Source organism: Enterobacter sp. FUJ80071, from assembly GCF_038739915.1.
Taxonomy (GTDB): domain Bacteria; phylum Pseudomonadota; class Gammaproteobacteria; order Enterobacterales; family Enterobacteriaceae; genus Enterobacter; species Enterobacter kobei.
The window spans coordinates 2,210,691-2,236,365 of record NZ_JBBXKH010000001.1; the positions used below are offsets into that span (position 1 = coordinate 2,210,691).

Consider the following 25,675-nt stretch of genomic DNA (forward strand, 5'->3'; position numbering starts at 1 on the left):
GGTCACAGCCCCGTAGCCACGGCCAGACAGACCGCTGCAACAATCAGCGCACGGCGGATTAGCGCAGCGGAAAAGACCAGGTGAAGGCCAGTCTGGACGGGGAAGCGACCATCAGCCATCAGCCTGTCATCGTGCTTCAGGTACTGACCGGGGCGGGATTTGGGGAAAAGCGAACGGTCAAGCCAGTAGCCCAGCACAGCTGCCAGCGTGATAAGCGACAGCTTGTAGACAACCACCGGCAACTGCTGGGGCGATACCAGACCGATGGTGCCGAGCAACAGCACAGAGGTCAGCAGCCAGCCGCTGAGACGGGGCTTTTTAACAGGGGGAATGAATTTTTTCAGGTTTTTCATGGGTGTCTCCTTGTTGTGTGGGAGACAGCATCACAAATGTGGCGGGATACGGATTTTAAAGCGCGTTATAAGTGTTCGCAGAGGGAAGCGGCCAGAATGGTGGCACACAAAACACAGGGGAGGCAAGCACGATGACTGAACCGAAACAGCCCGGTTTTAAAAAAGGGTTCCTCTTTGGGATCAGAACCGGAGAGAAAAATAAAACTTACACGCTAAGCGTGGATGCATGTTGCCCAACCGAAGCGATTGCAGAACTGAAAAACGCGCTGGATGCACTTGAAGAGAGAAGAAGTCATTTCGCCAGCGGAGAAAACAACGTCATGATGATTGGCAATGTGGCGGCGACATCACGATTTAAAGCCGCACCTAATCCTGCTACTCAGTTATCCTGCGACCAACGAATACTGGAAGCGGAATCAGCAGTTCCCAGAACGGTTCTTCCTCACCAGTCTTAACCGGGGCCGCTTCTCCCGACCAGTAAAGCCAGGCCCGGTGATACAGTTCCAGCACCGGGCAATCACTGTTCAATAACCTCATATCTCCGCGATGCACCGGCTCATCTGTGATGACTTCATATATCGGTGCCGTTCTGATTTCCTCTTCGCCTCTCTCATCGGCCAGTAATCCCCGGAACTTCCTGACTTCACTCAGATGCTGACAGGCAAACAGTGACTGATAGCGGGAGGGTTTGTCAGGAAAATGGCTACGGCGAACTAACTCAAACACCAGACCGACCAGCAGACTTCTGCTGACTCCGCTGTCATCTTCCATTTTAGGGCCGGGGTTATAGAGATAGTTATGACCGTGCCTGGAAAGACCATCGGGATACATCTGATGAAGGAAAGCGGCCAGCTCCGGCGCTTCAGGTTCGTATTTTACGGTAATTACATGGCAAGGCGAAGGCAGACGATTAGCGGAATCAAGTGTGTAATACGTTCCCATTCAGAAAACAATCCTTATCGAACAAACACTGCACGTAGGTTACACATCCAGTAAATTGCGTTAATAGAAAACAGTTATCCATAAACCGCATCCTGGCAGTGAAAGAACGACCAGCCCGGTGCTCGAACACCGGACTGGTCATCAACCCACAGGTATGCACTGTGAGCCGACCAGGGTTCAGTCAGTCTCGCGAGACCAGACTAGCCTGCCATATTTTCACTGATTGCAAAAGGCTTACGGATAATGAAAGAACAATATTTACCTATCGTTCCCTGGATTGGCGGCAAACGTCGTCTGGCTAAGCATATTCTGCCGCTGTTCCCGGCCCATACCTGCTATGTGGAGCCGTTCTGCGGGGCAGCTGCGCTCTATTTTCTTAAGACACCCAGCAAGATCGAAGTCATTAACGATATCAACGGTGAGCTGGTGAATCTGTATCGGGTGGTAAAACATCACCTGGAAGAATTTGTCCGCCAGTTCAAATGGGCACTGGTCAGCCGTCAGATTTACAAATGGCTGCAGGATACGCCGGAGGAGACACTCACCGACATACAGCGGGCGGCCCGGTTCTACTACCTGCAGAAACAGGCATTTGGCGGTAAGGTCGCCGATCACACTTTCGGAACCTCTACAACCAGTGCGCCGCGCTTCAACCTACTTCGCATCGAAGAAGAACTGTCGATGGCACACCTGCGTCTGTCCAGAACTCTGATAGAGCATCTTGACTGGAACCAGTGCATAGAGCGATATGATCGCCCGCATACGCTGTTCTACTGCGACCCACCGTACTGGGGAACGGAAGGCTATGGTGTGGAGTTCGGGCTGGAAAACTATGATCACATGGCAGAGCTGGCGCGGAGCACCAAAGGGAAGATGATTATATCGGTGAACGATATCCCGGAAATGCGGCAGTCGTTCAATGGACTGAACATTCAGACAGTTGATATCAGCTACAACTTGAAGGTCACAGGTAAAGCTACGCCAAGGAAAGAATTAGTGATTTGTAATTTTTAATTAAATAGAATCGTTAATAGACCGCCGAATTTGAACCCACTTACAATGGATAACGCTATGAAATTTAAGACCGCTGTTCTGATTTCTACCTTTTTAGTCGCGGGAAATACCATGGCTGATAGCGTCATGAAAGCTGAATTTCATTCATTACAAGAATGTCTGTCAGCTATAAAGGCAAATGGTGGCGAACCACTCAAAATCATTCAGGATAAGCCAGACATGGTGACTGGACGATTGCCAAACGAGAAAATGTTCGCCTGCGAAAAGAAAGAGACAGGGTCTAAAGGCACTTACTTTGAAGGTTGGTTTATGGTCAAAGATTAACAGTTTTGTCGTGGCAAGAGCTTAGGCCTTGCCACCTTACTTTTTTTTGATAAGCCTTTCCCGATAAGCAGCTAACTCAACCACATTCCCTTTACCGTGAAATTCTTATAAGCCCTCTCCCTACCCAGCAAACTTGCTTGGTTTTGGTTGAGTGAGGACTTTGCCGACCTCAAGAATAGCCCTCCGCTGCTCAGGACTCATATCATCAAACGCATCCATCAGGGCCTGTTTCTCCGTTGATATACCCTGCACTGATGAAGTCCCATCTCCCAAGATAAATTGTTCACCAACACCTGTGAGAAGCCAATTGAGATTTATACCCAACTGTGTGCATAGCTTCGTTAGGCCTGCAATATTAGGTTCCCTGTCGCCATTCAAATAGCTTTGAGCGGTACGGTAAGGCAGCTCGCAAATCTCAGCGAACTCTTTGATTGAGCTGATTTTCTTTTCTTTTAGTACTTCTTTTAATCGCTCAGCTATACACATTTGCGTCTCTTTCGTTGCTTTATACACGTTTGTGTATATAATCTATCACACATAAGGCAAACATCATTGCATCAACAAAGGAGACAACGATGACTGCAGAACAAGTCAAATCTCTCTTCCGCCAGCGCGGGGTCACTTTCACCCGCTGGGCTGAAGAAAACGGCTACAGCCGCAATGAGGTCTATCGTGTTCTTAACGGCTTCACCAAAGCTCGTTACGGCAAATCACACGAAATTGCAGTGAAGCTGGGTCTGAAACCAGATTCGAATGCGGCGTAACGTTTTAGCCCGTGTAACAGATTATCACATATCGCAAAAAGGGGAATGTGACATGAGTAAGGCAAATGTATCCAGTTCTGGCTCCCGCATTCTGCGCGTTCTTAAAGCACTGCGTGGCCACGCCCTGAACGGTGTTTCTAACGGTGAACTGGCATCGGCTCTGGGCGAGTCACCGGCGAATATCAATCGTGCGCTGAACACCCTTATCGAAGAAGGTCTGGCCCTGAAACTGGATAACGGGCGTTTTGCCCCTGGAGTCCAGCTCTTACAAATCGCCATGGCGCACAGTACCGAAATGGCGCGGGCGCAGGATCGTATCAATGAAATTAACCAGCGCGTTATGGCTGGCAGTCGCTAAGGAGTTGAAATGGGACGCACAAAATCACAACCAGTTGAACTAGTGGAAGATGCACCGCTGAGTGATGGCCTCAACGTTAATATTAATGCCATGACCGAACATCGCCTCGAAATCATGCAGCAGTTCGGTGATGGTCTGCCGTATGAACGTGATCGTATCGTTCACGAAACACGGTTTTATATGGCGCAGAGTGCTGAGGCCATGCTGGAAGCAGGTAAACGCCTTGTAATTCTTAAAGAAAATGAACCTCACGGCGATTTTATAAATATTCTTGAAAATGACCTCGGCCTTGAGCCGCGCGTCGCACGCCGCATGATGCAGGCCAGCGTGAAATTTTTGGGTAATGGCGATCAAAATTCAAAACGGACAGCGCTGACCGTTTTAGGTAAGACCAAGTTGTATGAACTGATGGTTCTGGATGACGAAGAACTCGACGCATTGGCTGATGGTGGAACCGTCGCCGGGGCAACGCTTGATGATATTGATCGCATGACCAGCCGCGAACTGAAGGCAGCGCTACGTGAAGCGCGTGAAACCAACGCAGCACAACAGCGCGTGCTCGCCGACAAAAACGAAAAAATCGACTCGCTGTCCACAAAACTGGAGAAGAAATCCCGTATCCAGCCGCCTAAGCCTGACGAAGAGGTGAAGAAGTTGCGGGCGGAAGTGACGGCGTTAGCGGTTGAGGCGGAATCTGCCATCGCGGTTCGACTGTCCAGCGCCTTTGAGACCCTGTGCGCATACTGCGCTGAAAACATGATTGATACCCCCAGAGACTTTATGGCCGGTCTGGTCTGCCAGCTGGAAAGCACCGCGCGTGGCCTGCGCTCCACATTTGACCTGCCGGACGAGCCGACAGGCAACGTCGCCCCTTCATGGCTGACTGACCCGACGCCACAGATTAACGGGCAGGAGGCATAACCCATGAGTGCCGCCCTGACTGAACGACTGGTTTATGTTGCCCGCGCGGCACGTGACGCGGGGCATGGTAAGCGTGGTGCGATATATGATGCCGCCTGCGCCGAACTGGGCATGTCCCGCGCCACCCTGCTGCGCAAGCTGAAGGAGGTCTCAGTGACTGACAAACGTAAAAAACGCGCCGATGCCGGGCGCAGCGCCCTGAGTCGCGACGAAGCCGCGTTGATATCCGCCACGCTGCGCGAGGCCACCCGTAAGAACGGTAAGCGCCTGTATTCCATCGCGGATGCGGTGGAGACCCTGCGCTCGAACGGCTTTATCACTGCTGGCAGAACGGACGAGGCGACAGGCGAATTTTTCCCGCTGTCCGAGGACACCATCAGTCGTGCCCTGCGTAACTATGGCCTGCACCCGGAACAGCTTGACGCCCCGGCCCCGTCGTCTGAGATGGCCAGCCTTCATCCCAATCACGTCTGGGAGATTGATGCCTCGCTTTGTACGCTTTACTACCTGAGCAACGGCCATAAAGGGTTGCAGGTGATGGACAGCGCGAAGTTCTACAAGAACAAGCCCGCCAACATCGCCCGTATCGCCAGTGACCGCGTGTGGAGTTATGAGATTACCGACCATACGAGCGGCTGGATTTACGTTGAGTACGTGATGGGCGCGGAATCCGGTGAGAACCTTTGTTCTGTTCTCATCAACGCCATGCAGGAGCGCGGCGGCGCGGACGTGCTGCACGGCGTGCCGAAAATACTCTACCTCGACCCCGGTTCGGCAAACACCGCTGGCATGACGAAAAACATGTGCCGCTCGCTGGGCATCAATCTGATAGCGCACAAGCCGCATAACGCCCGCGCCACCGGGCAGGTGGAAAAGGCCCGTGACATTATCGAACGTAAACTGGAGCCGGGTCTCAAATTCCAGCCGGTTCATAGCTTGGACGAACTGAACGCACTGGCGGTGAAATGGCGCAGCCACTTTAACGCCACGGCGGTCCACAGCCGCCACGGTAAAACCCGCACGGATATCTGGCTGAAGATTACTGCTGACCAGCTGAAAAAAGCGCCATCCGTTGAGGTTTGCCGCGAACTGGCGGTGGCCGCACCGGAACTCCGTAAGGTCACACCAAAACTGCGCGTCTCGTTCCGGGGCAATGAGTTTGACGTTTCGACGGTACCGGGCGTACTGGTCGGCGAAAAACTGATGATTACCCGTAACCCGTGGCGCAGCGATGTGGCGCAGGTGGTGCTGACCGGTGAGGACGGTCACGAGACGTTCTTCCTGGTCGAGGAGGTCAGAAAGAACGAGTTCGGCTTTGCCGAAAGCGCGGCGGTATTTGGCGAAAACTACAAAGCCCTGCCGGAGACCCCGGCGCAGACGGCGGCAAAAGAAATCGAAGAGCTGGTTACGGGCACCGATAACGCCACCGATGCAGCTGCTGCACGCAAGGCGAAGGCGCTGCCGTTCGGCGGGCGACTTGACCCGTACAAACATATCGACGACACCACGCTTCCGGCCTATATGCCGAAGCGCGGTCAGGCTTCAGACGTGCGCGGGCCGCGTATTGAGCAGCGTCCGCTGACCCATGTGGAGGCGGCGAAAGCCCTGCGCGAGAAGTTTGGCGCTAACGGCCATATCTGGACGCCGGAACATTACCGCCAGTTAACGGCACAGTACCCGGACGGCGTACCGGAAGCCGCTCTGGATGAGGTCATGGTCACCCTGACCACTCCGGCCCGCAACAGCGTTATCAGCATCGTTAACGGTAACTGAGGAGGAAGGCATGCTGGTACTGAAGCAACAACTGAAAGAGGCCCGCATCCCGCAGGCGGCGGTGGCAAGAGCCGTCGCCGTTTCCGAGGCCACGCTGGCCCAGATTGTGAACCATAACGAGTGGCCCCGCACCAGCCCCGAAGAGGTACGCCAGCGTCTGGCGTTGTATCTGGAAAGTAAGGGGATTGATACAGCGAAAAGTTTTGATGCTGCACAGGGCGCTGTCACACCCCGTACAGCGGGTACTACCGATAAAACCAACCTCAGTGAGGAAGAGAACATGTTACTCAAAAAGCAGGTGTTATTTCCAGCAACCAAAAAAGCGTTTGGTCTTTTCCGTGACCCGTTCGCCGATGAAGCCATGCAGGGCGCGGACGATGTGTTCACCACGCCGGATATCCGCTACGTGCGTGAGGCGCTGTTCCAGACCGCCCGCCACGGTGGCTTTCTGGCGGTTATCGGCGAGTCCGGTGCGGGTAAATCCACGCTGCGCCGCGACCTGATTGAACGCGTCAACCGCGAGAACGCGCCGGTGATTGTTATCGAGCCATACATCATCGCCATGGAAGACAACGACGTGAAGGGCAAAACCCTGAAGGCGGCAGCTATCGCCGAGGCCATCATCAGCACCATCGCGCCGCTGGAGAGTATCAAACGCAGCCAGGACGCCCGTTTCCGCCAGTTGCACCGCGTCCTGAAGGACAGCAGTCAGGCGGGTTTTAGCCACGTTCTGGTGATTGAGGAGGCCCACAGTCTGCCCATTCCGACGCTGAAGCACCTCAAACGCTTCTTTGAGCTGGAATCCGGCTTCAAAAAACTGCTGTCCATCGTGCTGATTGGCCAGCCTGAGCTGGCGGACAAACTGTCCGAACGCAACATGGAAGTCCGTGAGGTCGTCCAGCGCTGCGAGGTGGTTGAACTGCTGCCGCTGGACAACAGCCTCGAAGAGTTTCTGACGTTCAAACTGCAACGCGCCGGTAAGCAGCTGTCTGACATCATGGACGCCAGCGCAGTGGAAGCCATCCGCGCCCGTCTGAGCAATCTGGGCAGCAACCGGAAAAGCATGGTCAGCCTGCTGTATCCGCTGGCCGTCAGTAACCTGGTGATAGCCGCCATGAATCTGGCTGCTGAAATCGGGGTTCCGCAGGTCAACGCCGACGTCGTCAAAGGAGTTTAATCATGAAATCCATCGCCGATATCAACCAGCAGATGAACAAGGTGCAGTCCGCCATTATGGCGCTCAACGCCATGAACACTACCGTGCAGAGCGTCATGATTGCTGGCAGTAAGCCGGTTATCCGTATCGCCCGCAACGGGCACTGTGCCCGCCTGCTGGAGCAGGGCAAAGCGAGTTATACCCATGTTGGCCATGACGGCTCAGGGCGCTTCCGTCAGGGCGTCTTTGAGTTGCATGGCTGCCGTATTACCTGGTCAGAGTCGTTACATTAACCATAAGGTGAACAGAGATGAGCGAAGTAAATAAAGAAAACTACATGAAAGACCGCAAGGGGCGTCTGGTGCCGGTTGACCAGGTGTCTGACTATGACCTTGCGATGGACTCTTTCGTTAAAGAACAGGTTGCCGCCGCGAAGGTTAAACGCGATGAACTCAGCGACTTCAAGCGTCGTGCCTTTGACGAGTGCTATGCCTGGCTTGACCTTGTGGCCGAGAAGTACGGCAGAACACGCGGCGGTGCCAAAGGCAACGTGACCTTCAGCAGCTTCGACGGTGCTCAGCAGATCACCATCCGCGTGCAGGAAACCCTGACCTTCGGGCCAGAGCTGCAGATTGCCAAAGACCTGATAGACGAGTGCGTCACCGAGTGGTCGGAAGGCGCGAACGCCAACCTGCGGGCCATCATCAGCGATGCTTTTCAGGTGGACAAAGAGGGCCAGCTTAATACCGGACGTATTCTTTCCCTGCGCCGCGTCAAGATTCAGGACGAGCGCTGGAACCGGGCAATGGAGGCTATATCGGAATCACTGCAAGTGGCAATGTCCAAAACCTATATTAATTTCCGGGAGAAAGATAAACACGGGAAGCTAATTAATATCCCGTTAGATATCGCTGCCATTTAATTTTAATTCAATTTCTTTTTATTTCGGCGTCAGCGCTGTGGGTTTCTGCACGCCGAAAACAGCATTAAGGAATAAAACATGTCCATCAAATGTACCAACTGCCAGAAAGGTATCACCACCCTGAAGTTCAGCGACGCCAGCGTCATTACCTCCGGTAAGTACCGTGTGCCAGCCGTCCTCATCACGCTGGTATGCCCTCACTGCAGCCAGCATTACTACACCGAAGTTCCGGCCATGGAGTTCATCCCCTGCGAGGCAAAAAAATGAAAGGCATGAAATTATATAACCGCTCCACTATATACAATCTGGCCCTGAAAACCTTTGGCCCTGAAGCACAGGCGCTGAAGCTGATGGAAGAAGCCGCCGAGCTGGCCGCTGCTGCCGCCCGCAACATGAACGGACTGGGCAGTGAAGTTGATCTGGCTGGCGAACTGGCTGACGTTGAAATCATGATTGAACAGTTCCGCCTCAACGGGATGGGCCTGATGATTGATTTTCATAAGCAGAAAAAGCTGGAACGCCTTGCCGAACGCCTGGGGGTGACTTATGCCGCAGAATAATGAAAAGCTGCTGGAGAAGTTAAAAAAGCTGCTGGCGCTGGCTAAATCTGACAACCCCCATGAAGCTGCACTGGCCCTACAACGCGCCCAGAAGCTGATGCAGGCCTATAACATCACCCAGGCTGACCTCGCACTCAGCGATATTGATGAAAGCGTCAGTCACTACTGGGCAGCAGGTAGCGTTAACCCACCGCGATACATGCTGGGTCTGCTGGATATTATCCAGGTGGCATTTGGCGTTAAGTCTATTATTCACTCCGGCTTTAAACCCAGCGTTGGTTTTTACGGTAATAAAGACCGGGTTGAACTGGCCTCATATACATGGGAGGTACTGGCCAGACAATTAATCGTGGCCCGTAAAAACTATATTCGACAGCAGAATAAAAGAATCAAAAACACGACCAAGACCAGTCGTGGTGACAAGTTTGCCGAAGGCTGGGTTCTGGCCGTGCGCAGCGAGGTTCATTTATTTGCTATGTCCCGCGAAGAACGGGAGCTGGCAAGCCTCTGGCTTGAACAAAAATACCCTGACTCAGGCACAACTACGGGCCGTGGGGCCGGGAAGTCACGTGACGCAGACATGTCCCGCCACATCGGTTACAGAGAAGGGGAAAACGTCCGCCTGCATCAGCCCGTTGGCGGGCAGGAGCAGCATAAACTGAGGGCTGAAAGATGATGTTATCGCGTAAGAAGAAAGCACCGAACCCTTGTCGTACAGCTGCTAAATATCTTTTTGCTCGCGCCTTTTTTAAGAACGTAAGGCCCGGCATTCAAATTGGCATTATTGCTGGACGAGAGCAGGTTAAAAATTACATGTCAGGTGCATGGTGGAATAACGATCCGGTTACTACAGCCCGTAACATTCATATTAACTGGGGTGGGATTCATTATGATGGCTGAATCAATTGTATGTGCCCTGTTCTGGTATGGTCTCGTGGGGTGGTGTACTGCTGAACTGCACCGCCGCTCAGGTTTTTACTCACGTTACAGCGGTGCCGGACACTGGATCAGTTGGGCCGTTATGTTCATGTGCTGGCCTGTTGCGCTTCCTTTATATGTCGATTATATCGGTGGCGCAGGTAAAAGGAGCGACGATGATGACTAAGCAGCGTCTTATTCAACTCATCCATATTGCCCGCAATGACCTCCAGATGGATGAGGACACCTACCGCCAGATGCTACAGGGGCTGACCGGCAAAGCCTCAACCAAAGGGATGGATACCCCACAGCTAAACCGCGTGCTGGAATCCATGAAAAATAAAGGCTTTCGCATTAAGCCTGCCGGGAAAGCCAAGTCCGGCTTACCGCTGGATAGTCATCCGCAGTCAAAGAAAATCCGTGCGCTATGGCTTGAAATGGCTGCCGCAGGCATCGTCCGAGACAGTTCAGAGCAGGCGCTGGCGCTGTGGGTTAAACGGGAAACAGGCATCAGCGCGTTACGCTGGCTCAGCAATGAGCAGGCAAGTAGCGTGATTGAGAAACTGAAGAAGTGGCAGCGCAGAGCTGCGGGAGTGAAGCAATGAGCGACCTGAATCAGTTTCGTAGTAAAGGGCCGGAACTGTTGGTAGAACTGGCACAGCATACCTCTGAGACCGTCCGCGAGATTATTGATATCGAACCCGCAGTTGCCGACCAGATTGGTCAGGCCGTCGCGAACCGCATGATGCAGGTCTGGGGTGGGCAAAACGTCTATTTTCCGATGGGCATGGTCTGGAAGGTCAGTCAGCGCGACCGGGAAATCTTCCTGGAGTTTGACGGACGCAACCATCACGAACTGGCCCGCAAATTCGGTGTTTCACTACAGTGGGTTTACAGCGTGGTGAAGCGGGTCAGAAAAGAAGAATTGGATCGGATGCAGGGCAAACTGTTTGATGGTGACTCTGATTCAGAGAAGGTGGAAAATAGCTAAGCTATTTATAGGAGGACAGATGGCCAGACCAAGCAATATTGATAAACTGCCAGAGGATGTTCGTGCCGAGCTTCATAGCGAATTATCGCGCACAAACTTCACCGGTTATGAATGGCTCTCGCTCTGGTTAGCCGATAAAGGTTACAGCGTATCGAAGTCAGCCATTCAGCGTTATGCTGTCGCGAATAAAAATGAAATTCTGGGCCTACAGCAAGAGAGTCGATTCCATCAGGCACAGCTTCGACTTAATGCGCTTGGTGTAGCGGCAACAATTTCACCAGGAAAAGACCTTGGAAGTTTGAAGAATGATGCAGATGCACTACTAAAATGGGCGTTGTTTGGTTACTGAATGAGTGGGGGGCATCGTCCCCCTTAATTTTCATATACTGTAAATGAATTACATAACCTTTTGTTTGTCTCTTCCCATCACGTACCATAAAGTCCCATTTATCTTACGGTACCCCCTATATTTATCTCACGTCTAATCAGGAAGTGGCAGACGCGCTGGGTGAACTGGCGCTGAACTGGGGTAAACAACCCGTTCGCTGCCAGTCAACGCCTGGGTTCATCGTCAACCGCGTCGCGCGCCCGTTTTATTCCGAAGCCTGGCGTGCGCTGGAAGAGCAGGTCGCCCCACCGGAGGTGATTGACGCTGCGCTGCGCGAGGGCGGCGGTTTTCCGATGGGGCCGCTGGAGCTGACCGACCTGATTGGTCAGGACGTGAACTTTGCGGTGACCTGCTCGGTGTTTAACGCCTTCTGGCAGGAGCGTCGTTTCCTGCCTTCGCTGCTGCAGCAGGAGCTGGTGCTGGCCGGAAGGCTGGGTAAAAAGAGCGGAAAAGGGGTTTACGACTGGCAGGGGGAGAAACCCGTCGTGCAGTGGGTTGAGACCGTTAATGACAGCTACAGCCCGATGCGCGTGGAAAAAAGACGTGACGGTGTCACAGAAATTGATGATGTGTATCTGGTTGAAACGCAGGGGGAAACCGCTCAGGCACTGGCGCTGCGCCTCAACGGCCCGGTAGTGGTGGTGGACCGTACTGAGCGTGACGTGGCGGTGATTGCGGCGGCCGCCAGCAACCCGCACACCGCGACGCAAAAAGCCATCCGCTACCTGCAACAGCAGGGTCACCGGGTGGTGCAAATTGCTGATTATCCCGGCCTGCTGGTCTGGCGCACGCTGGCAATGATTGCTAACGAAGCGCTGGATGCCCTGCAAAAGGGGGTCGCCAGCGAGAAGGACATCGACACCGCCATGCGTCTGGGCGTGAACTACCCGAGCGGCCCGATCGCGTGGGGCGAGCGTCTGGGCTGGCAGCGCCTGTTGACCCTGCTGGAGAACCTGCAACGACATTACGGCGAAGAACGTTATCGCCCCTGTTCACTGCTGCGCCAGCGGGCGCTTCTGGAGAGTAGCTATGAGTCATAACGCCTGGCATAACGCCCGCACGATGTACGAAAAGGACGCCTGCGCGCAGGCGATGGGGATGGACATTGTCGATATGGACGAGGGCTACGCGGTGGTGACGATGACCATCACCCCGCAGATGCTCAACGGCCACAAAACCTGTCACGGCGGCCAACTTTTTTCGCTGGCTGACACCGCCTTTGCCTACGCCTGCAACAGCCAGGGGCTGGCGGCGGTGGCCTCCGGCTGCTCGATCGATTTTCTGCGTCCGGGCTTTGCCGGAGATAAGCTCACCGCCACCGCGCGGGTGATGCATCAGGGCAAACTGACCGGCGTGTACGACATTGAAATTCAGAACCAGCAACAGAAAACCGTCGCCCTGTTCCGCGGAAAATCACACCGCATCGGCGGCACTGTCACAGGAGAGGCCTGATGCGTGACGCATTTATTTGTGATGGCGTTCGAACGCCAGTGGGGCGCTACGGCGGCGCGCTTTCTGCCGTGCGAACGGACGATCTCGGTGCCGTACCGCTGCGTGCGCTGCTGGACCGCTACCCGCAGCTCGACCTGGAACGGATTGATGATGTGATTTTCGGGTGCGCCAACCAGGCGGGGGAAGATAACCGCAACGTGGCGCGAATGTCGGCGCTGCTGGCCGGTCTGCCGCAGACGGTATCCGGAACCACCATTAACCGCCTGTGCGGCTCGGGTCTGGACGCAATAGGCTTCGCTGCTCGCGCTATTAAAGCAGGTGATGGCGACCTGCTGATGGCGGGCGGCGTCGAGTCCATGTCCCGCGCACCGTTTGTGATGGGAAAAGCCACCGCCGCGTTTCAGCGCCAGGCGGAGATCTTTGATACCACCATCGGCTGGCGATTTGTGAATCCGCTCATGCATCAGCAATTCGGAACTGACAGTATGCCGGAAACGGCAGAGAATGTAGCTGAATTGTTAAATATCAGCCGTGCCGATCAGGACGCGTTCGCGCTGCGCAGCCAGCAACGAACCGCTCTGGCGCAACAGAAAGGCATTCTGGCGCAGGAAATCGTGCCGGTACGGGTACCGGGTAAAAAAGGGACGGTCACCGAATTCAGCGCGGATGAACATCCGCGCGCAGAGACCACGCTCGAACAGCTTTCCGGGCTGAAAACGCCGTTCCGAAAGAACGGGGTGGTGACGGCGGGGAATGCGTCCGGCGTCAACGACGGCGCGGCGGCGTTAATCATCGCCAGCGAGAAAATGGCGCTGGCGCAGGGATTAATCCCCCGCACGCGGATCGTGGCCATGGCAACGGCAGGCGTGGAGCCACGTTTAATGGGGCTCGGACCGGTGCCTGCCACCCGCCGGGTGCTGGAGCGTGCCGGTCTCAGCATCAACGATATGGACGTCATCGAACTCAACGAAGCCTTCGCCGCGCAGGCGCTGGGCGTCCTGCGTCAGCTGGGTTTGCCGGATGATGCCGCGCACGTTAACCCGAACGGCGGCGCGATTGCGCTGGGCCATCCGCTGGGAATGAGCGGGGCCAGACTGGCGCTGGCCGCGAGTAATGAATTGCATCGACGCAACGGGCGCTACGCGCTCTGTACGATGTGCATCGGTGTGGGTCAGGGCATTGCCATGATCCTTGAGCGTGTTTGATCAAATTTCACTGTGAGCACCCTACAATGACAAATACAACAAAGCTTGATCCGATTGAAACAGCCTCCCTTGACGAGTTACAGGCGCTGCAGACTGAGCGTCTGAAATGGACGCTGCATCACGCCTACAACAACGTGCCGATGTACAAACGCAAGTTTGACGCCGCGGGCGTTCACCCTGACGATTTCAACGAGCTGGCGGATATCCGCAAATTCCCGTGCACCACCAAGCAGGACCTGCGGGATAACTATCCGTTTGATACGTTTGCCGTGCCGATGGAGCAGGTGGTGCGCATTCACGCATCGTCCGGTACCACCGGCAAACCGACCGTTGTCGGCTACACGCAGGGCGACATTGACAACTGGGCCAACCTGGTGGCCCGCTCCCTGCGCGCCGCGGGCGGTAGCGCGAAGGACAAAATTCACGTGGCGTATGGCTATGGTCTGTTTACCGGCGGACTGGGCGCACATTACGGTGCCGAGCGCTTAGGGGCGACGGTGATCCCGATGTCCGGCGGCCAGACGGAGAAGCAGGCGCAGCTGATCCGTGATTTCCAGCCGGACATGATCATGGTGACGCCATCCTATTGCCTCAACCTGATTGAGGAGCTGGAACGTCAGATGGGCGGCGATGCCAGCACCTGTTCCCTGCGCGTGGGGGTATTCGGCGCCGAGCCGTGGACACAGGCCATGCGCCGTGAAATCGAAAAACGCCTGGGGATTACGGCGCTGGACATTTATGGCCTCTCCGAAGTGATGGGGCCGGGTGTGGCGATGGAGTGTATTGAAACCGCCGACGGTCCGACCATCTGGGAAGATCATTTCTATCCGGAGATCGTCAACCCGAACGACGGCACGCCGCTGAACGACGGCGAGCAGGGCGAACTGCTGTTCACCACGCTCACTAAAGAGGCGCTGCCGGTGATCCGCTACCGCACCCGCGACCTGACGCGTCTGCTGCCCGGCACCGCCCGTACCATGCGCCGCATGGACCGGATCAGCGGTCGCAGCGACGATATGCTGATCATCCGCGGCGTCAACGTCTTCCCGTCACAGCTGGAAGAGGAGATTGTGAAGTTTGAACATCTCTCACCCCACTACCAGCTGGAGGTGAACCGTCGCGGACATCTTGATTCACTTTCCGTGAAGGTGGAGCTGAAAGAGAGCAGCTTAACGCTGACCCACGAGCAGCGTTGCCAGGTGTGCCACCAACTGCGTCATCGTATTAAATCGATGGTGGGGATTTCCACCGATGTGATGATAGTCAACTGCGGCAGCATCCCGCGTTCAGAGGGCAAAGCCTGTCGAGTGTTTGATCTGCGTAAAGTCGCGGCCAACGGTTGAGTTTCCCACAAGTCAGCCCTCTCCCCTTGGGAGAGGGTTAGGGTGCGGGGAATGTGCTATGATTCATCCAGACCAAAAATAACAACAGAATGAATCACATGAATAAACTCGATGCCTTTATCCAGCACGCGGTTAGCTCGGTTCCCGTTAGCGGAACGTCGCTTATCTCCTCATTATACGGTGACGCGCTTTCACATCGCGGCGGCGAGATTTGGCTTGGCAGCCTCGCCGCCTTACTGGAAGGCATGGGGTTTGGCGAGCGCTTCGTGCGCACCGCGCTGTTTCGCCTCAACAAAGAGGGCTGGCTGGACGTCTCGCGCATCGGGCGTCGCAGCTTTTACCGCCTGAGCGATAAAGGGCTGCGCCTGACCCGTCGCGCGGAGAATAAGATTTACCGCGCCGAACTGCCCGCCTGGGACGGAAAATGGCTGTTGCTGCTCTCCGAAGGGCTGGACAAAACCACCCTTGCCGACGTCAAAAAGCAGCTGATTTGGCAGGGGTTTGGCACGCTGGCGCCGAGCCTGATGGCCTCGCCGTCGCAGCATCTGGCGGATGTACAATCTCTGCTTCACGATGCTGGCGTGGCGGAGAACGTCATTTTCTTTGAGGCCCACTCGCCGCTGGCGCTCTCCCGCGCGGCGCTGCGTTCACGGGTAGAAGAGTGCTGGCAGTTAACCGAGCAAAATGCGATGTATGAGTCGTTTATTACTTCGTTCCGGCCGCTTCTGCCGCTGTTAAAAGAGGCCGCGCCGGAGGAGCTGACGCCGGAACGGTGCTTCCAGATCCAGCTGCTGCTGATTCACTTTTATCGTCGTGTGGTGCTAAAAGACCCGCTGCTGCCGGAAGAGTTACTGCCTGCGCACTGGGCGGGACAAAGTGCCCGACAGCTCTGCATCAATATCTATCAGCGTGTCGCACCGGGGGCGCTGGCGTTTGTCAGCGAGAAGGGGGAAACCTCCGTCGGCGAACTGCCCGTGCCCGGCACGCTCTACTATCAACGCTTTGGTGGTCTTTCAAGCGCATAAGGAGTGAGGATGCCTGTTTATCAAATTGACGGTCTGACGCCGGTAGTGCCAGACGAGAGCTACGTCCACCCAACGGCGGTGCTGATTGGGGACGTGATTCTGGGTAAAGGCGTTTATGTCGGCCCTAACGCCAGCCTGCGCGGTGATTTTGGCCGCATTGTGGTGAAAGATGGCGCCAACATTCAGGATAACTGCGTCATGCACGGCTTCCCGGAGCAGGACACGGTGGTGGAGGAGGACGGGCATATCGGCCACAGTGCCATTCTGCACGGCTGCATTATCCGCCGTAACGCGCTGGTGGGCATGAACGCGGTGGTAATGGATGGGGCGGTCATCGGTGAAAACAGCATCGTCGGCGCGGCGGCGTTCGTGAAGGCGAAAGCGGAGATGCCCGCTAACCATTTGATTATCGGCAGTCCGGCCAAAGCGATCCGCGAGCTGAGCGAGCAGGAACTGGCCTGGAAGCAGCAGGGCACGCGGGAGTATCAGGTGCTGGTGGAGCGCTGCAAGCTGACGATGCACCAGGTCGAGCCGCTGCGCGAGGTTGAGTCTGACCGGAAGCGACTGACGTTTGATGAGAATTTAAGGCCGAAGTCGGCGGTGTAGGGGGGAGGTCCGCTTTGTGCCAGGAGCGGACGTTTGCAATTCGCCATTGTTCTCGATAAGCAAGTCCATGAACAAAGCCTTCAATGTCGTTATAGCGACAGGCTATGTCATTGTCTATTCGGCAGAAGCGACCACTTCGTCACCAGCGGGGATAAACTGATTGAAGCTGTCGTGCAAAATCACTTATTCTTTCTATTAATAAGATGCAGAGGATAAGTCATGACCGGTGAAATTCGCGGAAGGGGAAGACCACGAAAAACAGAAAGTACCTATGCAGATACTCGTAATGACCTGATCCGCAGCGGACTTGAACTGCTAACGCAGAATGGTTTTCTTTCGACGGGAGTCGATGCCATTGTCAAAAATGCCAGTGTTCCTAAAGGCTCATTTTATTACTATTTTAAGAGTAAAGAAGAATATGCTCAGACCGTTCTGAATGCCTATGACAGTTTCTTTGAACATAAACTCAAGAAACATCTTCATGAATCATCCTGTGCACCGATGGTACGTCTGGAAAATTTCATAGATGATGCCTGCGATGGGATTAAAAAGTACAACTTCACTCGTGGCTGCCTGGTTGGCAATATGATGCAGGAGAGTCCGGGGCTTCCGCCATCCTTTATTAATCAACTTCAGAGTATTATTGAGAGCTGGCAAGCACTTGTTGCGGCCTGTTTGTCCGATGCGTTATCTTCAGGCGAAATATGTTCCGGTATGAATGATAAGCAACTTGCGGCCATTTTCTGGAGTGGCTGGGAAGGAGCAGTCATGCGCACCAAACTTTATTGTTCAACCCAACCTGTGTACGATTTCTGGAACTATTTCAAAACTTCTGTACGCTATCAACCGTCGCCGGAAGTGACGGCTGAAAAGTAAAAAGAGGAGCCTAAACCGGCCCCTTAATAAATCAGCATCAATTCCAGGCAGGACCCGGCATCTATCCAATTAGCTACATTGAATCACTGCCCGACCACGAATTCCGCCATTTAGAAGTTTTTCGGCTACATTGATGGCCTCACTGAGTGGATAAACGGTCGTCAGGCTATCTAGTCTGGACTCAGGTAAATACTGTACCGCCTGCTGCCAGATCGCCGCTCTTTTTTCTTTCGCGAACATCACGCTGTCAATCCCTTTCAGCGTGACGCCACGCAGGATAAACGGAGCCACATTCCCCATCAGTTCCATACCCTGTGCCATGCCGCAGGCTGCAATAATACTGCCGTACCTCACGCCGGCGCAGGCGTTGCAGAGCGTGTGGCTGCCGACTGTATCAATGGCGGCAGCCCAGCGTTCTTTCTGTAACGGTTTTCCGGGTGATGAAAGCTCGGAACGATTAATGATCTCGTCTACACCGACCGTTTTATAAAGCCAGGCAGCTTCTTCCGGGCGACCAGTAGACGCGGTAACGCGGTAACCCATCGACGCCAGGATCATGGCCGCAATACTCCCGACACCTCCGCTGGCACCGGTAACAAGTACCGGACCATCTTCAGGCTTAATACCATGATTCAGGAGTGCGTCGACACACAGCATCGCGGTAAAGCCAGCTGTACCGATTGCCATCACGTGTTTGCTGTTTGCGCCCGTAGGGAGCGGCGTCAGCCAGTCTCCATTTACCCGCGCTTTTTCGGACAGCCCTCCCCAGTGTTTTTCCCCAACACCCCAGCCGGTAAGAAGAACCTTATCCCCTGCCTGAAATTCCGGATGTGAACTGGCGGACACCGTACCGGCAAAATCAATGCCTGGCACCATTGGAAAGTGCCGGACTATCGGGCCGCGGCCCGTAATGGCCAGCGCGTCTTTGTAATTGATGGATGAATAGTCAATATTGACCTCCACATCCCCCTGCGGCAGCTCACTTTCAGCGATTTCAGCAAGTTGTGTACTGTAGCGATCATCTGTTTTGTTGATTAACAAAGATTTAAACACTTTCACCTCGTCTTCCTGGTCGTTTACAGGTCAGTTATTAAGTCGTTTATGAATATTATTGACCGATCGTCTAATAATCAATGCTACTATCCCATTGTTTTGTCAGCATTCAAGAATTATTATTTTTTTCATTAGCTTAAAGCTGTTTTTTTTGATCAGTATCAATCTGAATTCGGGTTTATCTCGTGAAGAGAGGAAATGGCGGAAACCCATGGAGGATGCACAGTTAATGCTTCAGGACGCGGCTGCTAATGCGGTAAAATAAGCAGGCTTTGATGAATTAGTCTGAGCAGCCTGCTAATGCTGCAGTAGGCTGCTTAGTGCCATCAGCAGACATTGGCTGAATAGAAAGCTGCCGTGATGTGTTTTCATTAACGCTGGTTACGTTAGAATAGGCTCGTTGAAAACGGGAGAGCTGGAGTAAAAATGTTTGCTGATTTTGGTATCGTGAATTTCTGGACGTATCTGCTTGGTGCGACACTGATAGTCCTTGCTCCTGGCCCTGAAACGATGTTCGTGATTAAAACGAGCATAACCAGCGGCATCAAGCGGGGCTTCGCTGCAATATTCTCCATCCTCCTGAGCGACGTTATTCTGGTTCTGTTGGCATGGTGTGGGCTGGCCGCGGTCATAAGCTCAACCCCTGCCTTATTTAACGCCATCAAATACGCAGGCGCTGCATATCTTTTTTATCTCGGTGTCCAGACGATACGCGCTATCTTTAAGCCAGCTGTAGAAACAAGTGAGGAAAAGAAATCTTCATCTGATGCTGGAGGGATCATCGGACGCGGAATGCTGGTTACTCTACTGAATCCAAAGACGCTGCTGTTCTATATCTCTTTCTTTGCCCAGTTTATCAATGTTCAGGCTGAACACTCCTGGATGGCGTTTATCATTCTTGCGGCAGTGATGTTCGCAATTACTCTCGTTTATTTCGGCTTTCTGGTTTTCTGCGGCTCTTATCTGCTCAGCCGTCTGAAAGGCAACAGTAGGTTATCTGCCATTGGAAACGCGCTGGTAGGTATGTTCTTCATTGGATTTGCAGCACGACTCGCAAGCGCAACTTCCTGACTGGACAGCTAAACCGCCGTGAGGCGGTTTTTTTACGGTCTTTCGCAGACCAGAACATCCGCTCCTCGCTCATAGCGGACATCGGCCTGCAAAAGTCCGTTTCGTGCCAAAAGTGCGTATTGCAAAGTCTGCATTGCATTCACCGGAAAGGTACAATGCAGACGATTAGATTACCTCTGCCAGTCACGGAAAAGCTCCAAATGAGGCCTGGCTGAGGAGCTGTTGACCTTCTATTTCAGCTTCTGCCTCAGATCGATATAGACATCAGTCAGCTTTGCGACATTGGCTTCATCCATGGAGAGTTCTGAGAAGTCAACAAACCAGTTTCCAGTACTGTGCTTATTGATAACAAATAGCTTTTTACCGTTCACAAATCGATACTCAACATCGTAGTCTTTATGGGTCCACGAGAGATTATCCGGAATAGTGAATTTTGTCGGCTGCGCAGGATTTTGCGGATCCCATTTTAAAAAGCCAGTGTACATGGTTATCCAGCTTTCGAGGCTGTCCTTCGTAACATATCCGAAGTGGCTCGACATATCCCCACCGTAGTATATAGCCATTACTGCATATTCGCCTTTATCGTCAAGGCGAAGAATTCCATCAAAACCATCTTTGTACTGCGGTTCATTGACCAGCATCACTTCAACACCGGTTTTGTACTGTGTCCAGGTATAATAAAAAGCCGGCTTCCCGGGCGTTGAACAGCCCGCCGTAAGTAACACAAATATAAGCCCTAAAATTCTAATCATCATTATTCCCTATTTAATAAAAACCATGTCTTTATCACAGTAAAAAAATATATTTAATTTCCTTCGCTGAAGTAAAACGAGGGAGAAATGCCGCATGGGTACTTAATAGCGAACAGACCATTAAGCCTGAGTGCATAAAACCGCCGTTTCAGGTCTTCCTGACTTACGTCACAGCTTTGGAATACTGGAAGGACATTTTTCCAGCTCTGACGGCAGTTCCAGTGCAGCCAGTCCCACGCAATTTGTACAACTGCCACTTAATCACTCCTTATCAGGATTGTTTTGATCCCGCTGCATCGACAGCTTCGATTTATCTTGTGATAGTCCGCAAAGCTGTAAATGGGTAGCCAGGTGAAAGCAAAGGCCCTGTTTTCACCCTGCATACATACACATCTATGTTATATCGGCGAAAAACGACTTGCATGAGCGGTTGTTTGAGCTAAATGTGACGCTTCACTAATCAGAAGAAAGCCGTCAGGTTCTCGCTCACAGCGGCTTATATCAAATGGATGTATGACAGGCTGGCTTAGCCAGATTTAGGGCAACAAGAAGGTGAACACGTCAATGTCGAGTCCCTGTACGAAAGATTTTGGCACAGTGGTAGAGGGGAGTTCAGGGGCGTTATCGTTTGGACTGGTACCGTGCCTGGTCATGGCTGGGGTCTTCACCAGTCTGTCACGAAAACAGGCATACTGTACTGGCTTATGTTAGCGGCAGCCCTGGTTGCTACGGTGGGATTCTTCATGTGCATTTTTAGCATGGCGAGAGTCATTAACGACGTCGTGTCAACCAATATGGTGAGACGTTTGCCGCTTTCCATGGGGCGCTATTGTAGTGACGATTCGGGCCTGTGGGTATCTGTACCGCAGGGGGTAGAACTCTGGGTAAGTGTCTATGACTCAGGCTGGACGGTCTTACACAAAAATGCAGTCATGTTCCTTGAGACTGCACCTGACCCTTCCGTGGCCCTTGAATCCTTTGCTGACTTAACGAGCCCCACAAGCTGGAGTGGCAGCCTTGCAAACATATGGCAGGCACGAGCTGACGCTTTCGGTGAACTCATCCACCACCCGCGGGCTGACATTTCAGACGCTGCAAGAGACATCCATGAGCGCTTAATGCTTATGATTGAGCGTCAACGGGATCGGGAACAGCAGGAAGATCGTAAAGGCGAACAGCGATTTGAGTGAAGACATTTAATCGGTCTCCGCTGAGCGACACGGCGTATCACGCTTCAGAATCATATGTTTAAAAGAATGTGGTGTTTTCCATCAGCCCTGGTTCGGGTAAACGGCGAGGTAGCCGCAGTTCGCCAGCAGTGCCTCGCCACATATCCTGATGCAAAGACCCTTTATGACGCTGTCGGTAGCCCGGGAGCTAGTTTTTTGTCGCTTCCCGACTCGGCTGAAACAGCTTCGCTCGTCTCTGCGGCAGCGTTGATTTGTGCCCGAAATGCTTCCAGCCTCTCCGTCGGACATTTCATATCAAATCGTAAACGGTGTGAAGGATCGCTGAACTTAGATGCTGAAACTTGGGCGTCCCGTTAGGCTCAATATATCAGGGCTGGGCGATGCGCATGTCTACCGACAAAATCTGCGGTACAAGCTGTTTGATTGTTGGCAAGGGAAGGGCAAAGCTTGTGCAGGGGATATGTCATTGATGTTTGCGCTTGAGAACTGTCGTCCGCTTGGTACCAGAAACCGACGTTTATTTAGCACTTTGCTGAATTTTTCCATCCTCTCTGTATCTCGTACCATACAGAATCGTTATGGCGTTATATAGTCAGTTTATCAACATCTGAAGCTCTGGTATTTCGAATGGGTTGAAGGTCCATTATCAGTTAGGCGTTGGGCTTTTAAGTAGAAAGGTTGGTGATGATGAGCGTAAGTGAGTTCTGCCAAATGTCGATTGAAGGGATCATCAGTACGATGGCGTTTATTGCCGATCAGATGCAACAGCGCATGCAGCAAAAGGGCATGATAATAGCGCAGAATGTAGTGATGCTGAAAAAATAGTACTTCTCACGTTTCCCCTGTGGAGTATGACACCCCCCAAAATCTCACTGCAAAACGCATCGCATAAAAAATCCGCCCTGCAATGAGAACGTAATAAGCACCTACTAATTTCAGTAGTCACAAAAGTTGAAATAATATGTGGATTAGAATAAGAATAAGTTTACTCTGTAGTCATTGTTTCGAGCAGCGTGGTGAAGTTTATCTGCTTGGGATTTTTAATTAACTCTGGTTTGAGATTTCTCTTCTCACAAGGATATGATTGTGGCAAAGCCTAAAACTCCTTCTAAACTGATTAAAGGTAATATATTTGAATATTACGTACCTAAAATACGCGGGGCAAAACCAAGGCCTAAGCAGATTATTAACAAAAAAGATCCAACTAAAAAGATTTATGATAAAAGCAAACCAGCTAGTTTTTTAAAAAATTCTTTTACGAAGACGACAAGAATCCCATTCGGAAGTGGAGCAAAAAAAAATCTTTCAGCGCGTTACCCGGCACTACCCCTACCACAAATTGTACATGCCGCGCTTGAGTGTGGGTATGGTCGTACAGGAATGTGGTCATCTCATCTTCTTCTAAATCATAACGAGTCACTTGAACTGGCGTCTTACTTACTTAAAAGATTACTAATGGTGGCTTCATGTATCAAAGTAGGTAAAAACGATGCTTATTTCACGCAGGAGTTTTATTCAAAAATAGAACCTTCAGAAAAAGTTGCAATCTCATTTATAGCAGGTGGTATAGGTAGTTTCATTGCTGCATACCATTGGCTTGCTGCTGCGGGTGAAAAAATCAATGTTATGTTGCATACCAGTATTTATACTAAAGGGTTGCATCCCTCGATATTAGCAAATCCTTTCACTACTAAAAAATCACCCGACTATCTTATTGAGTCTGATACCGGAGAATGGCATATATTTGAAAGTAAAGGTGGCACGGATGCCGGGCGTAATAAAAGGATTCAGGAAGGTTTACTGCAGCTTGGTGCTATAACACATCTGGCATGGGCTTCACCTGCTTTGACTTTAAAACAGGTGCAAACCAATGTATGTACGCACACGTCCATTGATGCTGGCCGTCCTTTGAAGGTGCTTGCCTATGATCCCCCGGGTGAGTATACCGAAGAAGGGAAAAACATCATTCTTGATGAAGCCGTTTGCAAGCTGCTGAAAATCGTTGAAAGTTTAGATCAATTCCATGTGCTCGGGACAGAGATGAGAACAGAAGATGACTGGGAATGGAAGACTGTGCCGCAGATAAAAAACTTAATGGTGGCTCTGCCATCTCAATATTTCGATCTTGAAGAGGAGCTTAGAACACGGCTTGGATTATATTTTATCGCTACTGAAATTATTGATAAATATAAGAGGGGAGCACAGTGGTCGGTAGAGTTCATCATAAAAAATATCGGTAAGAAAATTTCATCCTACGAATTTAAATATAAAGGTAAGGCTATAGTGGAGAAATTTTTGAACTTTATTTCAGAACTTAATGAAGTTGATGAATCCACCTCCTTTATTTTACGTTGTCGTCAGTATCTGAAACTTGATGAAATACTTAATGAATTCAATTCTTTATTTGAGAAAGTTATCATTAAATCGGCTTTACCGAAATCGCACCGAAATGGAATTAAAGGATCTGATGCTTTGACCTCAAGCGGAATGTTAATCAGAGAAGTTAATAAAGTAGATTAATATATTCAGATATAAACGAGGATGGGTATCAATTCCTATGACTAAGCTTCTTTCCTGCTAAAAGAGCATCAGTATGCTCCACGAAGCCGAAGCCGAAGCCGAAGCCGTGAACGCTTCCGCAAGCATACACTTTTATACTTCCCGCTCTATATCGGCTACAAGAAATCTGGGGCACGGAGGCCATTGAGATGAAGTGGCTTAAGTCGACAGAAGCGGAAACGCCCGACTCATAAAGATGCTTGCCAAAGCCATGCTGGATAAGTGAGCGCTTCAGTTAGTACTTGGGCGAAACTACGTTGACAGGCCAGAAGCAAGAAGCCGAGATGATGAAGTGTGATGCGGCCGATCTTTCGCGACGTCGCTGCAGCAGGGTTACGAGTTTGTCCCTACCGGACTGACTCTACGCATTCAAGAGCTGGTAATTGAACACAGACGCCTCGGTTATCGGCGCATTTGGGAGCGACCGCGTCGGCGACCTTCGTGCAATCACATGAGGTATATCTCATTCTTGATTCTGGCGGGCCAAATGAGCCTTGCCGCAAAAAACTGAGAACGGCTGACACAGTTTGACAGCGGGTTGTGATTAACTCATTAGCTGACCGTCATACGTATAAAATATTACTCAATTCTCAGCGAAAACTGCCGTTAATAATCATATGGATTGAAAGGAACAGAAACAATGAAGCAACTATGGGAAAAACTGGAAGTCATTCTGCAAGACCGCGACCCTGAGGTATTAATAGATCTTGCACCTCCGGCCACAGATGAAGAAATCGTCGCGTTAGAGCAGGCCCTGAGTGTAATCTTGCCAGCCGATTTTGTAGCCTTCATGAAAATTCACAATGGTCAGCGTGGTATGAGCCATGGATTATTTGATGATTGCGAATTCTTATCCACTTCACGCATTTTGCAGGAGTGGCGTGTCTGGAAAGATTTACTTGATGGTGGCGATTTTGATGGAGCTGAGTCGTGTCCGCAAAGTGGTATTCGTTCGGAATGGTGGAATCCCTCCTGGATCCCGTTTACTTACAATGGAGCGGGCGATCATCTTTGTCTTGACCTTGCCCCGACTGACGCTGGGATTCGCGGGCAGATTATCACGCTCTGGCATGATGATGGGGAGCGTAGAAAACAAGCGGACAGTTTCAGTGATTGGCTCAGACAGTATGTAGAGCAAATCTAGGCTTTTTTGCAATTG

At 52.1% G+C, this 25,675-nt stretch carries 34 protein-coding genes and 1 pseudogene; 29 read left to right on the forward strand and 6 right to left on the reverse strand.

What is annotated here, in order from left to right; translation table 11 throughout:
- Positions 1 to 2: 2 nt before the first annotated feature.
- Positions 3 to 353 (reverse strand): putative holin, encoded by a 351-nt coding sequence (locus AAER43_RS10830; RefSeq protein ID WP_048994561.1) that lies wholly within the window; start codon positions 351 to 353, stop codon positions 3 to 5.
- A 131-nt stretch (positions 354 to 484) separates the two neighbouring features.
- Between AAER43_RS10830 and AAER43_RS10835 the strand changes: the two genes are divergently transcribed.
- On the forward strand, positions 485 to 808 hold the full coding sequence (locus AAER43_RS10835; RefSeq protein WP_237423165.1) for a hypothetical protein: 324 nt from the start codon (positions 485 to 487) through the stop codon (positions 806 to 808).
- Here AAER43_RS10835 and AAER43_RS10840 read toward each other — a convergent pair.
- The gene (locus AAER43_RS10840; RefSeq protein WP_342701927.1) at positions 729 to 1,295 is read right to left on the reverse strand and encodes a DUF2441 domain-containing protein; all 567 of its coding nucleotides are present in this window, start codon (positions 1,293 to 1,295) and stop codon (positions 729 to 731) included. The two genes, AAER43_RS10835 and AAER43_RS10840, sit on opposite strands and share 80 nt — an antisense overlap.
- 243 nt (positions 1,296 to 1,538) lie before the next feature.
- On the opposite strand from AAER43_RS10840, the gene AAER43_RS10845 reads away from it, so the two are divergent.
- Both AAER43_RS10845 and AAER43_RS10850 read left to right on the forward strand, forming a co-directional pair.
- Positions 1,539 to 2,309 (forward strand): DNA adenine methylase, encoded by a 771-nt coding sequence (locus AAER43_RS10845; protein ID WP_342701928.1) that lies wholly within the window; start codon positions 1,539 to 1,541, stop codon positions 2,307 to 2,309.
- 57 nt (positions 2,310 to 2,366) lie between these two features.
- On the forward strand, positions 2,367 to 2,633 hold the full coding sequence (locus AAER43_RS10850) for a hypothetical protein (RefSeq protein WP_016191699.1): 267 nt from the start codon (positions 2,367 to 2,369) through the stop codon (positions 2,631 to 2,633).
- Positions 2,634 to 2,753: 120 nt separating this feature from the next.
- On the opposite strand, the gene AAER43_RS10855 is transcribed toward AAER43_RS10850, so the two are convergent.
- Positions 2,754 to 3,119: a helix-turn-helix transcriptional regulator gene (locus AAER43_RS10855; protein ID WP_023214060.1), complete on the reverse strand. Its 366-nt coding sequence runs from the start codon at positions 3,117 to 3,119 to the stop codon at positions 2,754 to 2,756.
- A gap of 89 nt (positions 3,120 to 3,208) precedes the next feature.
- On the opposite strand from AAER43_RS10855, the gene AAER43_RS10860 reads away from it, so the two are divergent.
- The 22 genes and pseudogenes from AAER43_RS10860 to AAER43_RS10965 all read left to right on the forward strand — a co-directional run bounded on the left by AAER43_RS10860 (position 3,209) and on the right by AAER43_RS10965 (position 17,891).
- A complete protein-coding gene (locus tag AAER43_RS10860) occupies positions 3,209 to 3,397 on the forward strand; it encodes a DNA-binding protein (RefSeq protein ID WP_032438825.1) in 189 nt (62 codons plus the stop codon).
- 52 nt (positions 3,398 to 3,449) lie between these two features.
- The gene (locus AAER43_RS10865) at positions 3,450 to 3,755 is read left to right on the forward strand and encodes a helix-turn-helix domain-containing protein (protein ID WP_020803508.1); all 306 of its coding nucleotides are present in this window, start codon (positions 3,450 to 3,452) and stop codon (positions 3,753 to 3,755) included.
- Positions 3,756 to 3,764: 9 nt separating this feature from the next.
- Positions 3,765 to 4,676, forward strand: a complete 912-nt coding sequence (locus AAER43_RS10870) for a DUF3102 domain-containing protein (RefSeq protein WP_342701929.1) — start codon at positions 3,765 to 3,767, stop codon at positions 4,674 to 4,676.
- A gap of 3 nt (positions 4,677 to 4,679) precedes the next feature.
- Positions 4,680 to 6,449: a DDE-type integrase/transposase/recombinase gene (locus tag AAER43_RS10875; RefSeq protein ID WP_117056492.1), complete on the forward strand. Its 1,770-nt coding sequence runs from the start codon at positions 4,680 to 4,682 to the stop codon at positions 6,447 to 6,449.
- Between the two features lie 10 nt (positions 6,450 to 6,459).
- Entirely contained in the window at positions 6,460 to 7,626 is a 1,167-nt protein-coding gene (locus AAER43_RS10880; RefSeq protein ID WP_020803496.1) for an AAA family ATPase, read from the forward strand.
- A gap of 2 nt (positions 7,627 to 7,628) precedes the next feature.
- Positions 7,629 to 7,898 (forward strand): hypothetical protein, encoded by a 270-nt coding sequence (locus tag AAER43_RS10885; RefSeq protein ID WP_000835317.1) that lies wholly within the window; start codon positions 7,629 to 7,631, stop codon positions 7,896 to 7,898.
- 17 nt (positions 7,899 to 7,915) lie between these two features.
- Positions 7,916 to 8,527 (forward strand): DUF3164 family protein, encoded by a 612-nt coding sequence (locus AAER43_RS10890; RefSeq protein ID WP_020803510.1) that lies wholly within the window; start codon positions 7,916 to 7,918, stop codon positions 8,525 to 8,527.
- Between the two features lie 78 nt (positions 8,528 to 8,605).
- Positions 8,606 to 8,794 carry a hypothetical protein gene (locus AAER43_RS10895; RefSeq protein ID WP_020803515.1) on the forward strand — a complete coding sequence of 63 codons (189 nt, stop codon included), beginning with the start codon at positions 8,606 to 8,608 and terminating at the stop codon, positions 8,792 to 8,794.
- Positions 8,791 to 9,087 (forward strand): hypothetical protein, encoded by a 297-nt coding sequence (locus AAER43_RS10900; RefSeq protein ID WP_032438819.1) that lies wholly within the window; start codon positions 8,791 to 8,793, stop codon positions 9,085 to 9,087. The genes AAER43_RS10895 and AAER43_RS10900 overlap by 4 nt, the downstream gene beginning before the upstream one ends.
- The gene (locus AAER43_RS10905) at positions 9,074 to 9,763 is read left to right on the forward strand and encodes a DUF2786 domain-containing protein (protein ID WP_020803512.1); all 690 of its coding nucleotides are present in this window, start codon (positions 9,074 to 9,076) and stop codon (positions 9,761 to 9,763) included. The genes AAER43_RS10900 and AAER43_RS10905 overlap by 14 nt, the downstream gene beginning before the upstream one ends.
- Positions 9,760 to 9,987, forward strand: a complete 228-nt coding sequence (locus AAER43_RS10910) for a hypothetical protein (protein ID WP_023304080.1) — start codon at positions 9,760 to 9,762, stop codon at positions 9,985 to 9,987. Before AAER43_RS10905 ends, AAER43_RS10910 begins: the two co-directional genes overlap by 4 nt.
- The gene (locus AAER43_RS10915; RefSeq protein WP_045285386.1) at positions 9,977 to 10,192 is read left to right on the forward strand and encodes a hypothetical protein; all 216 of its coding nucleotides are present in this window, start codon (positions 9,977 to 9,979) and stop codon (positions 10,190 to 10,192) included. Before AAER43_RS10910 ends, AAER43_RS10915 begins: the two co-directional genes overlap by 11 nt.
- Positions 10,182 to 10,610 carry a regulatory protein GemA gene (locus tag AAER43_RS10920; RefSeq protein WP_020803499.1) on the forward strand — a complete coding sequence of 143 codons (429 nt, stop codon included), beginning with the start codon at positions 10,182 to 10,184 and terminating at the stop codon, positions 10,608 to 10,610. The genes AAER43_RS10915 and AAER43_RS10920 overlap by 11 nt, the downstream gene beginning before the upstream one ends.
- Positions 10,607 to 10,996 (forward strand): Mor transcription activator family protein, encoded by a 390-nt coding sequence (locus tag AAER43_RS10925; RefSeq protein WP_020803523.1) that lies wholly within the window; start codon positions 10,607 to 10,609, stop codon positions 10,994 to 10,996. Before AAER43_RS10920 ends, AAER43_RS10925 begins: the two co-directional genes overlap by 4 nt.
- A gap of 19 nt (positions 10,997 to 11,015) precedes the next feature.
- Positions 11,016 to 11,345 (forward strand): phage protein Gp27 family protein, encoded by a 330-nt coding sequence (locus AAER43_RS10930; protein WP_023304082.1) that lies wholly within the window; start codon positions 11,016 to 11,018, stop codon positions 11,343 to 11,345.
- Positions 11,346 to 11,476: 131 nt separating this feature from the next.
- Positions 11,477 to 12,424, forward strand: a pseudogene (locus AAER43_RS10935) (3-hydroxyacyl-CoA dehydrogenase family protein); the annotation flags it as partial.
- Positions 12,414 to 12,836, forward strand: coding sequence for a hydroxyphenylacetyl-CoA thioesterase PaaI (paaI, locus tag AAER43_RS10940; RefSeq protein WP_014883705.1), 423 nt, complete (start codon positions 12,414 to 12,416; stop codon positions 12,834 to 12,836). The pseudogene AAER43_RS10935 and the gene paaI, both read left to right, overlap by 11 nt.
- A complete protein-coding gene (gene pcaF, locus AAER43_RS10945; RefSeq protein WP_050862398.1) occupies positions 12,836 to 14,041 on the forward strand; it encodes a 3-oxoadipyl-CoA thiolase in 1,206 nt (401 codons plus the stop codon). Before paaI ends, pcaF begins: the two co-directional genes overlap by 1 nt.
- A gap of 26 nt (positions 14,042 to 14,067) precedes the next feature.
- Positions 14,068 to 15,384, forward strand: coding sequence for a phenylacetate--CoA ligase PaaK (paaK, locus tag AAER43_RS10950; protein WP_014883707.1), 1,317 nt, complete (start codon positions 14,068 to 14,070; stop codon positions 15,382 to 15,384).
- Positions 15,385 to 15,473: 89 nt separating this feature from the next.
- Positions 15,474 to 16,409 (forward strand): phenylacetic acid degradation operon negative regulatory protein PaaX, encoded by a 936-nt coding sequence (gene paaX, locus AAER43_RS10955; RefSeq protein WP_014883708.1) that lies wholly within the window; start codon positions 15,474 to 15,476, stop codon positions 16,407 to 16,409.
- A 9-nt stretch (positions 16,410 to 16,418) separates the two neighbouring features.
- A complete protein-coding gene (gene paaY / locus AAER43_RS10960) occupies positions 16,419 to 17,015 on the forward strand; it encodes a phenylacetic acid degradation protein PaaY (protein ID WP_047344072.1) in 597 nt (198 codons plus the stop codon).
- Positions 17,016 to 17,234: 219 nt separating this feature from the next.
- Complete coding sequence (locus tag AAER43_RS10965; protein WP_057057784.1) at positions 17,235 to 17,891, forward strand: TetR/AcrR family transcriptional regulator; 657 nt, start codon at positions 17,235 to 17,237, stop codon at positions 17,889 to 17,891.
- Positions 17,892 to 17,960: 69 nt separating this feature from the next.
- Here the strand turns inward: AAER43_RS10965 and AAER43_RS10970 are convergent, their stop codons facing one another.
- Positions 17,961 to 18,944: an MDR family oxidoreductase gene (locus tag AAER43_RS10970; protein WP_047344178.1), complete on the reverse strand. Its 984-nt coding sequence runs from the start codon at positions 18,942 to 18,944 to the stop codon at positions 17,961 to 17,963.
- A 426-nt stretch (positions 18,945 to 19,370) separates the two neighbouring features.
- Here AAER43_RS10970 and leuE point away from each other — a divergent pair, with 426 nt between their 5' ends.
- The gene (gene leuE / locus AAER43_RS10975; protein WP_032640470.1) at positions 19,371 to 20,015 is read left to right on the forward strand and encodes a leucine efflux protein LeuE; all 645 of its coding nucleotides are present in this window, start codon (positions 19,371 to 19,373) and stop codon (positions 20,013 to 20,015) included.
- Between the two features lie 230 nt (positions 20,016 to 20,245).
- On the opposite strand, the gene AAER43_RS10980 is transcribed toward leuE, so the two are convergent.
- Together AAER43_RS10980 and AAER43_RS10985 are read right to left on the reverse strand one after the other, a co-directional pair.
- Entirely contained in the window at positions 20,246 to 20,767 is a 522-nt protein-coding gene (locus AAER43_RS10980; RefSeq protein WP_050862396.1) for a hypothetical protein, read from the reverse strand.
- Between the two features lie 53 nt (positions 20,768 to 20,820).
- On the reverse strand, positions 20,821 to 21,024 hold the full coding sequence (locus AAER43_RS10985; RefSeq protein WP_127353096.1) for a hypothetical protein: 204 nt from the start codon (positions 21,022 to 21,024) through the stop codon (positions 20,821 to 20,823).
- Between the two features lie 1,617 nt (positions 21,025 to 22,641).
- Between AAER43_RS10985 and AAER43_RS10990 the strand changes: the two genes are divergently transcribed.
- From AAER43_RS10990 to AAER43_RS11000, 3 genes are all read left to right on the forward strand, one after another.
- Positions 22,642 to 22,782 (forward strand): hypothetical protein, encoded by a 141-nt coding sequence (locus AAER43_RS10990; protein ID WP_158008929.1) that lies wholly within the window; start codon positions 22,642 to 22,644, stop codon positions 22,780 to 22,782.
- Positions 22,783 to 23,043: 261 nt separating this feature from the next.
- A complete protein-coding gene (locus AAER43_RS10995) occupies positions 23,044 to 24,477 on the forward strand; it encodes a hypothetical protein (protein WP_127353095.1) in 1,434 nt (477 codons plus the stop codon).
- Positions 24,478 to 25,156: 679 nt separating this feature from the next.
- Positions 25,157 to 25,660, forward strand: a complete 504-nt coding sequence (locus tag AAER43_RS11000; RefSeq protein ID WP_050862393.1) for an SMI1/KNR4 family protein — start codon at positions 25,157 to 25,159, stop codon at positions 25,658 to 25,660.
- Positions 25,661 to 25,675: the final 15 nt, after the last annotated feature.

Excerpts from the sequence above, each read along its gene's own strand:
- AAER43_RS10860 (WP_032438825.1), top strand. The coding sequence starts at position 3,209 with ATGACTGCAGAACAAGTCAAATCTCTCTTCCGCCAGCGCGGGGTCACT.
- AAER43_RS10830 (WP_048994561.1), bottom strand. The coding sequence starts at position 353 with ATGAAAAACCTGAAAAAATTCATTCCCCCTGTTAAAAAGCCCCGTCTC.
- AAER43_RS11000 (WP_050862393.1), top strand. The coding sequence starts at position 25,157 with ATGAAGCAACTATGGGAAAAACTGGAAGTCATTCTGCAAGACCGCGAC.
- AAER43_RS10895 (WP_020803515.1), top strand. The coding sequence starts at position 8,606 with ATGTCCATCAAATGTACCAACTGCCAGAAAGGTATCACCACCCTGAAG.
- AAER43_RS10930 (WP_023304082.1), top strand. The coding sequence starts at position 11,016 with ATGGCCAGACCAAGCAATATTGATAAACTGCCAGAGGATGTTCGTGCC.
- paaI (WP_014883705.1), top strand. The coding sequence starts at position 12,414 with ATGAGTCATAACGCCTGGCATAACGCCCGCACGATGTACGAAAAGGAC.
- paaY (WP_047344072.1), top strand. The coding sequence starts at position 16,419 with ATGCCTGTTTATCAAATTGACGGTCTGACGCCGGTAGTGCCAGACGAG.
- paaX (WP_014883708.1), top strand. The coding sequence starts at position 15,474 with ATGAATCACATGAATAAACTCGATGCCTTTATCCAGCACGCGGTTAGC.
- AAER43_RS10980 (WP_050862396.1), bottom strand. The coding sequence starts at position 20,767 with ATGATTAGAATTTTAGGGCTTATATTTGTGTTACTTACGGCGGGCTGT.
- AAER43_RS10880 (WP_020803496.1), top strand. The coding sequence starts at position 6,460 with ATGCTGGTACTGAAGCAACAACTGAAAGAGGCCCGCATCCCGCAGGCG.
- AAER43_RS10855 (WP_023214060.1), bottom strand. The coding sequence starts at position 3,119 with ATGTGTATAGCTGAGCGATTAAAAGAAGTACTAAAAGAAAAGAAAATC.
- AAER43_RS10875 (WP_117056492.1), top strand. The coding sequence starts at position 4,680 with ATGAGTGCCGCCCTGACTGAACGACTGGTTTATGTTGCCCGCGCGGCA.
- AAER43_RS10890 (WP_020803510.1), top strand. The coding sequence starts at position 7,916 with ATGAGCGAAGTAAATAAAGAAAACTACATGAAAGACCGCAAGGGGCGT.
- AAER43_RS10870 (WP_342701929.1), top strand. The coding sequence starts at position 3,765 with ATGGGACGCACAAAATCACAACCAGTTGAACTAGTGGAAGATGCACCG.
- AAER43_RS10965 (WP_057057784.1), top strand. The coding sequence starts at position 17,235 with ATGACCGGTGAAATTCGCGGAAGGGGAAGACCACGAAAAACAGAAAGT.
- pcaF (WP_050862398.1), top strand. The coding sequence starts at position 12,836 with ATGCGTGACGCATTTATTTGTGATGGCGTTCGAACGCCAGTGGGGCGC.
- paaK (WP_014883707.1), top strand. The coding sequence starts at position 14,068 with ATGACAAATACAACAAAGCTTGATCCGATTGAAACAGCCTCCCTTGAC.
- AAER43_RS10925 (WP_020803523.1), top strand. The coding sequence starts at position 10,607 with ATGAGCGACCTGAATCAGTTTCGTAGTAAAGGGCCGGAACTGTTGGTA.
- leuE (WP_032640470.1), top strand. The coding sequence starts at position 19,371 with ATGTTTGCTGATTTTGGTATCGTGAATTTCTGGACGTATCTGCTTGGT.
- AAER43_RS10840 (WP_342701927.1), bottom strand. The coding sequence starts at position 1,295 with ATGGGAACGTATTACACACTTGATTCCGCTAATCGTCTGCCTTCGCCT.
- AAER43_RS10920 (WP_020803499.1), top strand. The coding sequence starts at position 10,182 with ATGATGACTAAGCAGCGTCTTATTCAACTCATCCATATTGCCCGCAAT.
- AAER43_RS10835 (WP_237423165.1), top strand. The coding sequence starts at position 485 with ATGACTGAACCGAAACAGCCCGGTTTTAAAAAAGGGTTCCTCTTTGGG.
- AAER43_RS10915 (WP_045285386.1), top strand. The coding sequence starts at position 9,977 with ATGATGGCTGAATCAATTGTATGTGCCCTGTTCTGGTATGGTCTCGTG.
- AAER43_RS10900 (WP_032438819.1), top strand. The coding sequence starts at position 8,791 with ATGAAAGGCATGAAATTATATAACCGCTCCACTATATACAATCTGGCC.
- AAER43_RS10865 (WP_020803508.1), top strand. The coding sequence starts at position 3,450 with ATGAGTAAGGCAAATGTATCCAGTTCTGGCTCCCGCATTCTGCGCGTT.
- AAER43_RS10910 (WP_023304080.1), top strand. The coding sequence starts at position 9,760 with ATGATGTTATCGCGTAAGAAGAAAGCACCGAACCCTTGTCGTACAGCT.
- AAER43_RS10990 (WP_158008929.1), top strand. The coding sequence starts at position 22,642 with ATGATGAGCGTAAGTGAGTTCTGCCAAATGTCGATTGAAGGGATCATC.
- AAER43_RS10845 (WP_342701928.1), top strand. The coding sequence starts at position 1,539 with ATGAAAGAACAATATTTACCTATCGTTCCCTGGATTGGCGGCAAACGT.
- AAER43_RS10885 (WP_000835317.1), top strand. The coding sequence starts at position 7,629 with ATGAAATCCATCGCCGATATCAACCAGCAGATGAACAAGGTGCAGTCC.
- AAER43_RS10850 (WP_016191699.1), top strand. The coding sequence starts at position 2,367 with ATGAAATTTAAGACCGCTGTTCTGATTTCTACCTTTTTAGTCGCGGGA.
- AAER43_RS10905 (WP_020803512.1), top strand. The coding sequence starts at position 9,074 with ATGCCGCAGAATAATGAAAAGCTGCTGGAGAAGTTAAAAAAGCTGCTG.